The 13,424-nt window shown below is 55.6% G+C and carries 14 protein-coding genes; 4 read left to right on the top strand and 10 right to left on the bottom strand.

Going from position 1 to position 13,424, the window contains the following annotated elements:
* Positions 1–2: 2 nt before the first annotated feature.
* The 3 genes from mltC to mutY form a co-directional block, all read right to left on the bottom strand.
* Positions 3–1,073 (bottom strand): membrane-bound lytic murein transglycosylase MltC, encoded by a 1,071-nt coding sequence (gene mltC, locus HB631_RS08290; RefSeq protein ID WP_213990682.1) that lies wholly within the window; start codon positions 1,071–1,073, stop codon positions 3–5.
* Positions 1,074–1,332: 259 nt separating this feature from the next.
* Positions 1,333–1,605: an oxidative damage protection protein gene (locus tag HB631_RS08285; protein ID WP_213990681.1), complete on the bottom strand. Its 273-nt coding sequence runs from the start codon at positions 1,603–1,605 to the stop codon at positions 1,333–1,335.
* Positions 1,606–1,607: 2 nt separating this feature from the next.
* A complete protein-coding gene (mutY, locus tag HB631_RS08280) occupies positions 1,608–2,693 on the bottom strand; it encodes an A/G-specific adenine glycosylase (RefSeq protein WP_213990680.1) in 1,086 nt (361 codons plus the stop codon).
* Positions 2,694–2,862: 169 nt separating this feature from the next.
* Here mutY and trmB point away from each other — a divergent pair, with 169 nt between their 5' ends.
* Together trmB and HB631_RS08270 are read left to right on the top strand one after the other, a co-directional pair.
* On the top strand, positions 2,863–3,582 hold the full coding sequence (trmB, locus tag HB631_RS08275; RefSeq protein ID WP_213990679.1) for a tRNA (guanosine(46)-N7)-methyltransferase TrmB: 720 nt from the start codon (positions 2,863–2,865) through the stop codon (positions 3,580–3,582).
* Positions 3,583–3,634: 52 nt separating this feature from the next.
* On the top strand, positions 3,635–4,357 hold the full coding sequence (locus HB631_RS08270; protein ID WP_213990678.1) for a DUF2884 domain-containing protein: 723 nt from the start codon (positions 3,635–3,637) through the stop codon (positions 4,355–4,357).
* Positions 4,358–4,573: 216 nt separating this feature from the next.
* Here the strand turns inward: HB631_RS08270 and hemW are convergent, their stop codons facing one another.
* Genes hemW through HB631_RS08245 form a run of 5 tightly spaced genes read right to left on the bottom strand, consistent with a single transcriptional unit; the run spans position 4,574 to position 8,474 of the window.
* On the bottom strand, positions 4,574–5,707 hold the full coding sequence (gene hemW / locus HB631_RS08265) for a radical SAM family heme chaperone HemW (RefSeq protein WP_213990677.1): 1,134 nt from the start codon (positions 5,705–5,707) through the stop codon (positions 4,574–4,576).
* The gene (gene rdgB, locus HB631_RS08260; protein ID WP_213990676.1) at positions 5,700–6,293 is read right to left on the bottom strand and encodes an RdgB/HAM1 family non-canonical purine NTP pyrophosphatase; all 594 of its coding nucleotides are present in this window, start codon (positions 6,291–6,293) and stop codon (positions 5,700–5,702) included. The genes hemW and rdgB overlap by 8 nt, the downstream gene beginning before the upstream one ends.
* A gap of 24 nt (positions 6,294–6,317) precedes the next feature.
* A complete protein-coding gene (locus HB631_RS08255) occupies positions 6,318–6,872 on the bottom strand; it encodes a YggT family protein (RefSeq protein WP_213990675.1) in 555 nt (184 codons plus the stop codon).
* Positions 6,873–6,918: 46 nt separating this feature from the next.
* Positions 6,919–7,740 (bottom strand): pyrroline-5-carboxylate reductase, encoded by an 822-nt coding sequence (gene proC, locus HB631_RS08250; protein ID WP_213990674.1) that lies wholly within the window; start codon positions 7,738–7,740, stop codon positions 6,919–6,921.
* 20 nt (positions 7,741–7,760) lie between these two features.
* Positions 7,761–8,474: a YggS family pyridoxal phosphate-dependent enzyme gene (locus HB631_RS08245; protein WP_213990673.1), complete on the bottom strand. Its 714-nt coding sequence runs from the start codon at positions 8,472–8,474 to the stop codon at positions 7,761–7,763.
* A 16-nt stretch (positions 8,475–8,490) separates the two neighbouring features.
* On the opposite strand from HB631_RS08245, the gene HB631_RS08240 reads away from it, so the two are divergent.
* Positions 8,491–9,525: a PilT/PilU family type 4a pilus ATPase gene (locus HB631_RS08240; RefSeq protein ID WP_213990672.1), complete on the top strand. Its 1,035-nt coding sequence runs from the start codon at positions 8,491–8,493 to the stop codon at positions 9,523–9,525.
* A 271-nt stretch (positions 9,526–9,796) separates the two neighbouring features.
* On the opposite strand, the gene rhaR is transcribed toward HB631_RS08240, so the two are convergent.
* Both rhaR and rhaS read right to left on the bottom strand, forming a co-directional pair.
* Complete coding sequence (gene rhaR / locus HB631_RS08235; RefSeq protein WP_213990671.1) at positions 9,797–10,660, bottom strand: HTH-type transcriptional activator RhaR; 864 nt, start codon at positions 10,658–10,660, stop codon at positions 9,797–9,799.
* A 106-nt stretch (positions 10,661–10,766) separates the two neighbouring features.
* Entirely contained in the window at positions 10,767–11,594 is an 828-nt protein-coding gene (rhaS, locus tag HB631_RS08230; protein ID WP_213990670.1) for an HTH-type transcriptional activator RhaS, read from the bottom strand.
* A 567-nt stretch (positions 11,595–12,161) separates the two neighbouring features.
* Here rhaS and HB631_RS08225 point away from each other — a divergent pair.
* Positions 12,162–13,418: an L-rhamnose isomerase gene (locus HB631_RS08225; protein WP_213990669.1), complete on the top strand. Its 1,257-nt coding sequence runs from the start codon at positions 12,162–12,164 to the stop codon at positions 13,416–13,418.
* The last annotated feature ends 6 nt before the right edge of the window (positions 13,419–13,424 follow it).

Raw genomic sequence — 13,424 nt, 5'->3', positions numbered from 1 at the left:
CATCAACGCCGGTAGTATTTCTGCAGGCTATTCACCTTATACAAATAACGCCGCGACTCGGCGGACGGATGTTTGGTGGCCAGGGTTTCATATACGTCGGCTGGCTGTAATTCATTTATGATCTCGAAAGCCTGGTTCTTGTCGCTGGAGAACACCCGCAGCACGCTGCCCGCGCCGCCGTTATAGGCCGTGATGACCGCATAACGTCTCGATGTGGGGTTAGCGATGCCCACCAGGTAATTCGACTGCAGCAACGCCAGATAGGCGGTCCCCGTATCGATATTATTTTCCGGGTCAAACAGGAAACTGCGGCTTGGCTGTCCCCATCTGCCCTGCATCTTGAACACGTCCCGACCGGCGCTGTGCTGAACGACCTGCATCAGGCCCAGGGCATCGGTATGGCTGACCGCATAAGGGTTAAAGCTCGATTCCGTCTGCATGATAGCCAGGATCAAGGATTCATCCACGCCATATTTTTGCGCGGCGTTGCGCACCATCGGCAAATATTTATGGGCGCGTTTATCCAGGTGGTTAGGCACCAGCTGAATGGTAATAGACCAGATAACATGCATGTCGGAGGTCCGGCTCTGAAGCCGGGTTTGCAGCAGGTAATCGGCGAAATTGGCGGCCCGTCCCTCCCAGCGAATCGGTTGACCGGTATTATCCACCACCTGTCCGTACAGGAAGGGTTCCTTGCTGATCTGGATATCATTGGCGTCGGAATACAGGTCGGTGCTGCTCGGATCGTCACCCATCAACAGGGTGCTGATAATGGCCTGGCGCAGGTGCGCTCCCGGGTCGGTGGCGGCGATGGTTTCCACCGTAATGGTGCCCGCGTCAAAGTTGATATGGCTACGGGTTTGGTATTGATCGGTGTATTTGACGTAATCCTTCGGTCCGGCAATCAGGACTTCATTGATGCCCCAGATATTTTCAACGTTATTGGCAAATTGCCCCATCAATATATCAAAGCCGTTAGTGTCTTTGATATAGGCTTCATTTTCTTCATTTTTGTGGCTGGAACACGAAAACAACATGGGTGCTATCACTAGCAAAGCTAAAATTTTCTTCATCTTACATGCCGTGTCGGGACGAAAAATACATAAGGGGCTGATTCCGCCCTCAAATATACCCTAAATAATTCAAGTTGCAGGAAGGCGGCAACGCAGCGAATCCCCAGGAGCTTACGTTTGTAAGTGACTGGGGTGAGCGAGGACAAATCTGCCTGGAGCAGATTTAAACGCTGCTTGCAGCGGCCCCGAAGGGGCGAGGCCCATGGAGGGCCGAGTATTGCCAACGCACCTGCAACTTGAATTATGACGGGTAGAGACGTCATTTGCTGGGCGGAGTATAGCCCTCGACATGCACATCCTGGCCTTCAAACAGGAACTTGATCATTTCCTGTTCCAGTATTTTCCGATCGGCGGGATTCATCATGCTGAGTTTTTTTTCATTGATAAGCATAGTCTGTTTGGACATCCATAACGCCCAGGCTTCTTTGGAAATACTCTCAAAGATGCGTTTGCCCACTTCGCCGGGGTACAGCTGAAAATCTTGTCCTTCGGCGTCGCGTTTAAGATAAGTGCAATAAATCGTTCTGCTCATTGTTATTCCTCTTTGGCGGCAGGTGGTGGTAATGCCGGTTGCCGTGGTTTGCCCACTTGTTTTAATAAGCGTTCTACCGGCGCGGCCAATCCGACTGACGGTGGCTGCGCTAAGTTATACCAGAGTCCGGCGCCTTCATCCATGCAACCTTGCACATCGGTTAAATCCATGCGCAGGGGCACGATGTCCAGATGAAAATGGCTGAACGCATGGCGAAAAGCGATCATTTGCTCGCCGTGTTCGATATCCATACCGCGTCTTTTCAGCCACAGCGCAAGCTCTTCCCGTTGGGAAAACTGCGGGAAACAAAACAGCCCGCCCCACAGGCCGACGGCCGGGCGCTGCTCCAGCCAAATCCGTTGGTCCGACTGCAATAATAAAAACCAGGCGGTCTTCTCGGGCAAAACCTGCCGGGGCTTTTTACCGGGATATCGGGCCCAGCTCGAGGTGGCATAGGCTTCGCAGCCCGGCTGCAACGGACAAAGCTCGCATTTAGGCCGGGTTCGGGTGCACACCATGGCGCCCAGGTCCATCATGGCCTGGTTGAATTGCCCCACGTCTTTAGCTGGGGTGACCTGCTCGCTTAACGTCCATAGCCGCTGCTCCACTTCTTTTTTACCCGGCCAGCCTTCAATGGCGAAACAGCGGGCCAATACGCGCTTCACATTGCCATCAAGGATAGGATAATGTTGGCCAAGCGCCAATGATAATACGGCGCCGGCGGTGGAGCGGCCTATACCGGGCAATGCGGTGATATCCGCATAGCTTGCGGGGAATTCGCCATCGTGCCGCGAGGCTATCAACTGGGCCGCTTTGTGCAGATTACGCCCGCGGGCGTAATAACCCAGGCCGGTCCACTGGTGCAGCACTTCATCCAGCGGCGCCGCCGCCAGCGCGGCCACCGTGGGGAATTTCGCGAAAAAACGCTCGAAATAAGGAATAACGGTGGCAACCTGGGTCTGTTGCAGCATAATTTCCGACAACCATACTTTGTACGGCGTTTTCTCCAACTGCCATGGCAGGGTCTTGCGGCCGAAGCGCTGGTACCAGTACAGCACTTGTTGCGCGAACTGTTGCGCTTGTATCATTGGGGGGCTTCACTCTCCGGCAGGTCTTGGGGTCAACGCGTCAGGCAGCGATTCCAGCACAGAGTTGCCACCCTGTAAACAGGAACTTTCCGAGGCCGCCCACTTGCTAATCAAGGCTATCTTTGCATAATGCGCGTTTGCCCTTCAACTTGTACGATACGAAACGACTATGACCAATAATGTTATCTCCCCCGAATTCGACGAGCAGGGGCGTCCGCTGCGGCGTATTCGCAGTTTTGTCCGGCGGCAGGGCCGTTTGACCAAAGGCCAGCAGCTGGCGGTGGATAAGTTCTGGCCGGCAATGGGGGTCGATTTTCAGGCCGAGCCGCTGGTGTTTTCATCGCTGTTCGGCCGTGAGGCGCCGGTAACCCTGGAAATCGGTTTTGGCATGGGCGCGTCGTTGGTGCAGACGGCGGCGGGGCATCCTGATCATGATTTTCTGGGCATCGAAGTCCATTTGCCCGGCGTCGGCGCCTGTTTGCTGAGCGCTGAAGAAGCCGGTATCGATAATTTGCGGGTGATGTGCCATGACGCGGTGGAGGTGCTGGAAAAGATGATCCCCGATGACAGCCTGGCGCTGGTTCAGCTCTATTTCCCCGATCCCTGGCATAAGGCCCGGCATCATAAACGGCGTATCGTGCAGGGGCCGTTCGTGGAGCGGGTAGGGCGGAAATTACGGACCGGGGGGGTCTTCCACATGGCCACCGATTGGCAGCCTTATGCGGAACATATGCTTGATGTCATGAATCAGGCGGCGCTTTTTCGCAATCTTTCGCCACAAAATGATTACGTGCCGCGCCCGGAATTCAGGCCATTGACTAAATTTGAACAGCGGGGACAAAGATTAGGGCACGGCGTGTGGGATTTAATGTTTGAAAAAGTGGTCTGATAGGGTGTTTTGCCCGGGTGGGATCCTCCGCCGTCGATTTTCAGGAGAAGGTATGTTGCGTAAAATGGTGCTGGGTTTATTGATGTTAACGGCTTGGCAGGCTCAGGCGGATTACCAGTGTCCGGTTAAGCCGCAGGACGATATTTTTATTAGCCCGCAGCAGGTGAAAGTGGTGGGGGCCAACGGCGATATCACCATCACTCCCGATGGCGAGGTGGCGCGTAACGGACAGCCGCTGAACCTGAGCGGCGAACAGCGGCGCCAGGCGGCGGATTATCAGGCGTCGGTGCGGGAGCAATTGCCCTGGATAGACGAGGGCGCCCGCAGCCATTTGGAAAAGGGACGCGTTGCGCTGGACCGGATTATCGTGCAGCAGCTGGGCAGCGATAGCCATGTGCGCGAGCGGTTGTCCACGCTGGACCAGCAGTTAAAGCAGCAAATGAACCGCATCATAGAACACCGCCCCGAAGGGCTGGCTTTCCATCATCAGGCCATTGCCCGGGTTGAGCAGGACGGGCGTCGCATCGTCCAGGACAGCATGGGGGGCGTGGTGCAGGACAGCCTGAACGAGATGGGGGTGCAGCAAACCATGAAAGCCGCCTCCGGCGCCAGCCCATTGCAGGCGGTCATGGGTAACCTGGGCCATTTGCAGCAGGCGATTCAGAAAGAATGGAACAATCAGGATCAGGATTTCCAGCAGTTCGGCCATCAGGTTTGTCAACGGGTGACCCAGCTTGAGCAGCAGCGCGGCGATTTGATGAAATCCCTGCCTTAAACCTCGCAACGCGCCCGTTCAAGAAACCGTCGGACAAACATACTCGGAGTCAATAAGGCGGGACAGGCTGCCAGAAGAGTAAACCGTCCGCGCCAGGGATGGCGCGGATCGAGCCCCCAGGGACGGGTTCACGGCGTGTTTACGATCTGGCAGCCTGTCTTGACCGGGCACTCTGTCAAAAAGCTCATGAGCCCGTTCAAGAAACGGTCGCGTGTTTTACTCCATAAACATTTCCAGCAGCGGGTTCAGGAACAGTTTGCCTTTCTCGGTGACCTGCCAGCAGCTGTCGTTCTCAGTGATGTAATCACCCGCCAGCGCCTGATCAAGGGCGGGGCGGACCACCTTTTCATCCAGGCCGGTAAATGCGCCGAACTCCCGGCGGGGTGTGGGTTCCAGCAGCCTGAAACGGTTCATAAAGAACTCAAAGGGCAAATCCGCCGGTTCCACCCCATAGCGTTTCTCCAGGTAGTTACCCTGCATATAGCCGCGGGGATGGCGGGTCTTAACCGTGCGCAGCAGGGTGCCGTCGGCCTGGGTCAGCTTGCCGTGCGCACCGCAACCGATGCCGAGGTAATCGCCGAAGCGCCAATAATTGAGATTATGTTCGCACTGAAAACCCGCTTTGGCATAGGCGGAGGTTTCGTATTGCCGATAACCGGCGGTGGCGAGCAGCCGGTTTCCCTGCTCGAAGATATCCCATAATGCGTCGTCGTCCGGCAGGACCGGCGGACGTGAGCCGAACAGCGTATTGGGCTCAATGGTCAATTGATACCAGGACAGATGCGGCGGATTGAGCGCTATGGCCTGGCGCAGATCGTCCAGGGCTTGTTCCAGCGTTTGATCCGGCAAGCCGTGCATCAAATCGAGATTAAAGCTGCGCAAGCCCAGGCCGGCGGCCAGACGGGCGGCTCCACGGGCCTCCTCCGCGTTATGGATCCGCCCGAGACGGTGAAGCTTCTCGCCATTAAAGCTCTGCACCCCGATGGAAATCCGGTTTATACCGGCCTGATGGTAGCCGTGAAAACGTTCGGCTTCCACCGTACCCGGGTTTGCTTCCATGGTGATTTCCGCCGTGGAGCGCACCGGTAAACGCCGGCGTACGCCATCCAGCAAACGTTGCATGGCTGCGGCGCTGAGCAGGCTGGGGGTGCCGCCGCCGATAAAGACAGTGCCGATGTCGCGACCGCCGGTGTAGCCCAGATCCTGTTCCAGATCCGCCAGCAGATGATTGACATATTCCTCATGAGGAACGTCGCCCTTCAGCGCATGGGAATTGAAATCGCAATAGGGGCATTTCTGTACGCACCAGGGGATATGGATGTACAAGCTGAGGGGCGGCAGGCTACGCATCGCGCAGGCCGTCCAGCAGCATCGCCAGGGCCTGCCCGCGATGGGACAAACCCTGTTTCTCAGTTCGGCTCAATTCGGCGGCGGTGCGGCCCAGCGCGGGGATCCGGAACACCGGATCATAACCGAACCCGCCTTCGCCCACGGCATCAAGCCCGATAACGCCGCGCCAAGCGCCGTGGCAAACCAGGGGAATGGGATCATCGGCGTGGCGCAGATAGACCAGCACACAATGGAAGCTGGCGCCGCGGTGGTTTTCCGGTACGCCTTTGAGAGCGATTAACAGCTTATCCAGGTTTTGCCGGTCATCGGCATCCGGGCCGGCATAACGCGCCGAATAAATCCCCGGCGCGCCGCCGAGAAAATCCACCGCCAGCCCCGAGTCGTCGGCAATGGCGGGCAAGCCGGTGACGCGGGCGGCATGGCGGGCTTTAATCAAGGCATTTTCGATAAAGGTCAGGCCGGTCTCTTCCGCCGACTCCACCCCCAGCGAGGTCTGCGCCACCACGTCCAGGCCGAAATCCACCAGCAATCCGGCCAATTCGGCGACTTTACCGGCATTACCGGTTGCCAATACGATCTTTTGCATATTCTTGGCCCTCACGGCTACCGCTTACAGCTGATACCACAACCCTTGAAACAGATCCATCCCCAGATAGTTCAGCAGATAGAGGATCAGGATAACCACCATGGCGGAGAAGTCGATTCCGCCCATGGCGGGAATAATGCGCCTAATCGGCGCCATCAGCGGTTCGCTAAGCTGGAACAGCACGTAATCCATCGGGCTGCGGCCCTGGCTGACCCAGCTCATTAATGAGCGGATGATAATGACCCAGAACACCAATTGCCCGGCGGCTTTCAGCAGCGTCAGCAGCCCCACCAGCAAATTCAGCGGATCCACCGCTATGGCTCCGGCCTGAATAAGCATCAGCAGCGGAAATTTCAGCGTGGCCAGGATATAGGCCAGCAGCAACGACGCGCTGTCGAGGGGGCCCAGTGACGGAATGATACGACGCAGTGGCCCGATAATCGGCTGGGTTATTTTGACGATAAATTGTGAAAACGGATTATAAAAATCGCAGCGTACCCATTGCATCCAGATGCGCAGCAATAACACCATGATATATAAGTCAATCAAAGTGGTGACCAAAAACGTCAGCGTCAGCATAAGAAGAAAGTGTCCTTAATAACGTTAAAAAGGGAGTAGCGAAATATCAAAATAGTTTTTCCATTTCTTCCGCACGCTTGACCGCCGCCCGCATGGCCTCGGCAACGGTTTGCACCAGCTGTCGTTCATCGAATACCTGCAAAGCCGCGTAGGTGGTGCCGCCTTTCGACGTGACGTTTTGCCGCAAGGTACCCAGGGGAATGTGGGGACTTTTTTCAGCCAGTTCGGCGGCGCCGCTTGCCGCCTGCCTCACCAGCATGGCCGCCGTCTCCTGGTCGAACCCTTGCTTGACGGCTTCCTGCTGCATGGCTTCCATCAACAGGAAAAAATAGGCCGGCGCGCTGCCCGCGGCGGCGATCACCCCGTTGATATCGCTCTCTTTCCCCAGCCAGCAGGTTTTACCCACCGCCTCCATCAGGCCGGCGGTGAAGTCGCGATCGGCCTGGCTTACCTGTTCCGGCGCGTAAAGCCCGCTCATGCCTTTACCCACCAGCGCGGGGGTATTCGGCATAATCCGCACCAGGTTAATGGATTCACCCAGCAGCGCCCGGAAGCGGCTGAGGTTCACCCCGGCGGCGATGGACAGCACCAGTTTGCCGGAAAAATTCACGTCCTCATAGAGTTGACGGCAGACGTCCGCCATCAACTGAGGCTTCACCGCCAATACCACCACGTCCGCCGCTTGGGCGGCGGTGCTGTTATCGGCGCAGGCGTGCACCGAAAAACGTTCCGCCAGCGCATCACGACGCTGTGGCGTCGGCGCGCAAACGGTAATAAGCCCGGCGGGATACCCTTGCGCCACCAGGCCCGAGATGATGGCCTGCGCCATATTACCGGCGCCGATAAAGACGATTTTGCGCTGTTGCATGCTATTCCTCATCATTATGATTATGCTGTGGGTGCGCCGTAATCCCTGGCGCCGAAAATAGCGGTACCGATTCTTACCAGGGTGCTGCCGGCCGCAATCGCCGCCGCCATATCGCCGGTCATGCCGAGAGACAGGGTGTCGACATGGGGAAATTGCCGGCGCAGATCGTTAAAAAGCGCCGCCATTTGCTGAAACACCGCCAATTGCCGCTGATAATCGCTTTCCACCGCCGGTATGGCCATCAGCCCGCGCAACCGCAAGCGGGGCAGTTCAGTCACCATCGCCGCCAGCTCCGGCAGCCTGTCGGGCATAATACCCGACTTGCTCTCTTCGCCACTGATATTTATCTGGATCAGCACATTCAACTGCGCCGATTCCGCCGGCCGCTGGAGGTTTAGGCGCTGTGCCAGCTGCAGGCGATCCAGGGTGTGCAGCCAGTGGAAATGCTCCGCCACCAGGCGACTTTTATTCGATTGCAGCGGGCCGATAAAGTGCCAGTCCAGGGGCGGAATAAATTTCCGCTGCTGGAAATAACGGATTTTTTCGACGCCTTCCTGCACATAATTTTCGCCGAATGCCCGTTGACCGGCGGCAATGGCTTCTTCGATCGCTTCCACAGGTTTGGTCTTACTGACTGCGAGCAAAGAAACTTCCCCGGGATCGCGGCCGCATTCCCTGGCGGTAGCCGAGATCCGTGCTGTTACCTGCTGTAAATTCTGTTCGATAGCGTTCATGTTTCCAGGAGGTCGTATGAATATGGAAGAACTGGTGGCCCATAGTGTAAAGCATAATGCTTCAGATCTGCACCTTTGTCCGGGTTTGGCGCCCATCGTTCGTATCGACGGCGAGCTGAGCTCACTGGGGAGGTTACCACCCCTTGGCGAAGATATTATTACCGGCTGGTGCGAGCGCTATCTCGGCGCTCGCGGCCGTGAAGCGCTCAGGCTGTTCGGCCAGGCGGACGGCGTGACGGTATTGGCCGGCGGTCAGCGGCTGCGCGGTCACTTTTTCCGCCAGCGTGGCGGCGTTTCCGCCGCCTTCAGGCTGATACCCTCACAGATACCTGCGCTATCTCAATTAGGCGCGCCGCCGACGGTTGCCGAACTGCTGGCCAAGCCCCAGGGCCTGCTGCTGGTGACCGGCGCCACCGGCAGCGGTAAATCCAGCTCCCTGGCGGCCATGGTGGATCATCTTAATCGTCATTGCCGGCAACATATCATTACCCTGGAAGACCCGGTTGAATTCATCCATCGCTCGGATCGCTGCCTCATTCAGCAACGGCAAATCGGCGATGATTGCCAAAATTTCAGTGGCGGCCTGCAGGCCGCCTTGAGGGAGGATCCTGATGTTATTCTGCTGGGTGAGCTGCGCGATGCCGCCGCTATCCGGCTGGCGCTGACCGCCGCTGAAACCGGTCACCTGGTGCTGGCGACGCTGCATGCCCGTCACGCCTGCCAGGCCGTGGACCGTCTGCTGGACGCGTTTCCCGCCCAGGAACACGCTTTTGCCCGCGGCGTGCTGGCGGATAGCCTGCTGGCGGTGATGGCGCAAAAATTGGTGGTCCGTGATGAGGGGGGACGCATGGGCCTGTTTGAACTGATGGTGGCCACCCCGGCGGTGCGTAACCTTATCCGCGACGGCAAAACCCATTTGCTGCCGGGGCTGGTGCAGACCGGCAAAGGGCAGGGCATGCAGACCTTTGAGCAGAGTTACCGCCAGCGGGGCGGCGACGGACCGTTGCTGCCCCGTCTTCCTGAGTTTTTTTATGAAAGTTTAAAGGTCTGAAAGTCACCAATATTATCGTCAATATTATAAATCATTTTATATCGGCGTTTTCCGCCTGCTGAATTTTTACATATTGGCAAATGTTGTTATTTAAAATATTTGCAATTTATTGTCACGATAAAGACAGTAAATATGTTGCCGGACGTTTCTAAATAAAATAATTATTATAGTTGCCTGATGGCGAGAAATAACCGTATAAACGGAGGAGGACGAAAACCGGCGTGACCGACGATGGGTTTATTCCATTAAAGATAGATATGCATGCTTCAAGTTAGCCGTCCCTCAGCGATGGGTTATTTTTCTTCTGAAATCGCTGGCGATATTGCCGTGGAGATATACCGAAAGACTGATTAAACACTACGGAAAAATAATTACTGTCGTCAAATCCGCACTGGGCGGCCACTTCGCCGATGGTTTGCTGTCCGTGACGCAACAGGTCCATGGCTTTGCATAATCTTAATTGCCGCAAATACTGGTTAACGCCGATGCCGGTCTGCTGCTTGAACAACACTTTCAAACCGCGGGCATTTAATTGATGTTGCTGGCAAAATTTTTCCATACGGAAAGGTTCATTGATGCTCACGCGTAACGCCATCAGCAATAAATCCAGCTGTTCGGCATCGGAAAGCAGCAGACTGTCCGGGGCATGACGGAACCGCTTTAGCAACAGCGCCACCTGAAGAAACAGCGCCTCGCTGAGCATAATCGACAGCGGATCGGTTTTCATGCATTCCCGTGCCAGGGCGTCCACTTCCCGGCGCAAGACCGACATGCCCGGTGTGCTTAGCCGCCAGTAGCGCTGGGCCTGCTGGATATTTTCCCCCGGGAGCAGGGCGTCCCAGTCGGAAAACAGCGTCAGACGCGGGCGGCAGTAGAGGATGTTATCCAGCTCCAGCTCGTTGACCGACTCATAGCTATGTCTGTCGGCGGCGTTAACATAAAACAGATCGCCGCAGGTAATGGCATAGGGCACATCGTTAAGAATATGCAGGCCGTTGCCCCGCCAGACGATGACCAGTTCATTGAATTCATGGGAATGGGTTGGGAAGGCCGGCTGGGGATGACGGTCCGCGACAGTGATTGCATTTTTATCTGACAGGAAATAATCGGTAGTATCCAGTTTCAGATTAGACATCGTGACGTTCCCCGGCACCTAAACAAAGGGGAAATAATCGCACGTATGAAAGAGCAATATATTGCGTCGGGCGTCATTTGCCATAATTTACCGTTAACTCATTAAATCAATGCTCTCCATTTCGGAGCGTTTTAGGGGATAAAGAAAACTCCCGGCGGAACTGTGTGGAAAAATGATTACTGTCGCTAAAGCCGCAGGCGTGGGCAATTTCGGTAATGGTTTTATCGCTTTGCTGCAACTGCTTGCGCGCTTCCAGCAACCTTAACCGGTTAAGGTAGCGCTGCGGGGTCATACCGGTCTGTTGCTTAAGCTGGCGGTGCAGCGTGCGCAACGGCAGGGAGAACTGTTCCGCCAAGGCCATCCAGTCGATATCGTTGCAAAAGTTATGCTGAAGCCAGCGTAACAAACCTTGCAGGCGCTGCTCCCGGTTGCCGTCGCCCCGGTTTTGGAAGCAGCCGTTTCGCAGCATGATCAGCAGCTGCAAAAACTGTCCCTCGCTGGCGGCAATGTTTTCCGGCGAGGTGTTTGCCGTCAAATCGCTCAAGGCGCGAATATACTGTTTGGCCTGCTGCATCTGCGCATGGTTTATTTGCCAATTCGGCTGGCCGTCAGGCAGGTCGCGGGAGGGCAAGAAATCGCTGAGATCAGTCAGGTAGCGAAACCCGTGGGGAGAACGGTACAGCACGTTAATTAAATTCAAATCATCCACGTTTTCAAACAGATGATGATCGTCGGCACGGATAAAACAGACCGTACCACTGCCGAGCACATAAGGCTGATCGTTAAGAACATGGATACCGGATCCTTTTTCCACCAGTACGATTTCCCAGAAATCATGGTAGTGCTCGGGGAATGCAGGCTGAGGCCAGCGTGGTTCAATGGCCACCGTCGCGTCTTTTGAAATAAAAAAATCCTCACCGCATAGTAATGTCATTGCCGGTACCTCACCGTTATAGGGACTTTATAGTAAGGCGTGATACTAAAATATAACCTTAAATTATTGACTGGCATCTGTGTCATTCGAGTTATTTTTCAAAGATTGGCGATAGTAAGATCAAAATTGCGGAGGGGATCACAGATGAGCCGCCAATATATTTTTTTACATCAGGAAAGGGGCTGCCTACCATATTTGTGATCTGTTTCACATTCATCTTCGCTATTCTGCCACCGAGGCATCCGGGGTGGCATTCACCGGAAGGTGATTAATGGACAAAGTTCTTACACTGCCAGCCATACCCGTCATATTTCAAGTTGCAGGTGCGTTGGCAATACTCGGCCCTCCATGGGCCTCGCCCCTTCGGGGCCGCTGCAAGCAGCGTTCAAATCTGCTCCAGGCAGATTTGTCCTCGCTCACCCCAGTCACTTATTTAAGTAAGCTCCTGGGGATTCGCTGCGTTGCCGCCTTCCTGCAACTTGAATTATTTAGCGTATAAAATAAGGAAAATAATCGTTATGGCCGTGGGGAATATTCTCGCTGTCCATCTGACAGAGGAATCTTAATATGAGTCAATCCATTGAAAATGCCTGGTTATTGGCCAAGCAGCGTTTTGCGGATATCAATGTCGATGTTGACGCAGCCTTGAAATTACTGGATACCTTGCCGGTTTCTATGCACTGCTGGCAGGGTGACGATGTGGCCGGTTTTGAAAACCCCACAGGGTCGCTCACCGGCGGCATTCAGGCCACCGGCAATTATCCCGGTAAAGCGCGTAATGCCCGGGAACTGCGAGGGGATTTGGAGCTGGCATTTCAGTTGATCCCAGGGCCGAAACGGCTAAATCTCCATGCCATTTATCTGGAGGCCGAGGGCCGGGTAGAGCGTAATGAAATTGAGCCTAAGCACTTTACCCGCTGGGTGGAGTGGGCTCGCGGCCATGATTTGGGCTTGGACTTCAATCCCACCTGTTTTTCACATCCCCTTAGTGCCGATGGTTTTACCCTGTCTCACGCCGACGACGGCATCCGCCGCTTCTGGATTGAACATTGCCAGGCCAGCCGGCGGATATCCGCCTATTTCGGCCGTGAATTGGGTACGCCGTCGGTGATGAACATCTGGGTCCCGGACGGGATGAAGGATGTTACCATCGACAGGCTGGCGCCCCGCCAGCGTCTGTTGGCATCATTGGACGAAGTCATAGCCGAAAAGCTGGATAGCCGCCACCATATCGACGCCGTCGAAAGCAAATTGTTCGGCATCGGCGCCGAGAGCTATACCGTCGGGTCCAGTGAATTCTGCCTGGGTTACGCCAGTAGCCGCGGTATCGCGCTATGCCTGGATGCCGGTCATTTCCATCCTACTGAAGTCATTTCCGACAAGATTTCCAGCGCCATGCTGTTTGTCCCGCAACTGTTGCTGCACGTTAGCCGGCCGGTGCGCTGGGACAGCGATCATGTGGTATTGCTGGATGATGAAACCCAGGCCATAGCCCATGAAATCGTCCGCCACGATCTGTTCGATCGCGTGCATATCGGGCTGGATTTTTTCGACGCGTCCATTAATCGCATCGCCGCCTGGGTCATCGGCACCCGTAACATGAAAAAGGCGCTCTTGCGTGCCCTGGTGGAACCCACCGGGCAATTACGTGAACTGGAGCAGCAAGGGGATTACACGGCGCGCCTGGCGTTGCTGGAAGAAACCAAATCACTGCCTTGGCAGGCGGTGTGGGATAAATATTGCCAACTTCACGACGTACCGGTCGGCGGCGATTGGCTGCGGGTGGTCCGTGAATATGAAGGTTCCGTATTAAGCAAACGCTGAGGATAA

Origin of the sequence: Sodalis sp. dw_96 (assembly GCF_018449575.1) — a bacterium.
In the GTDB taxonomy this organism is placed as follows: Bacteria; Pseudomonadota; Gammaproteobacteria; order Enterobacterales; family Enterobacteriaceae; genus Acerihabitans.
The sequence above is the reverse complement of the archived record's forward strand: the minus strand, read 5'-3'. Positions and strand labels throughout refer to the sequence as shown.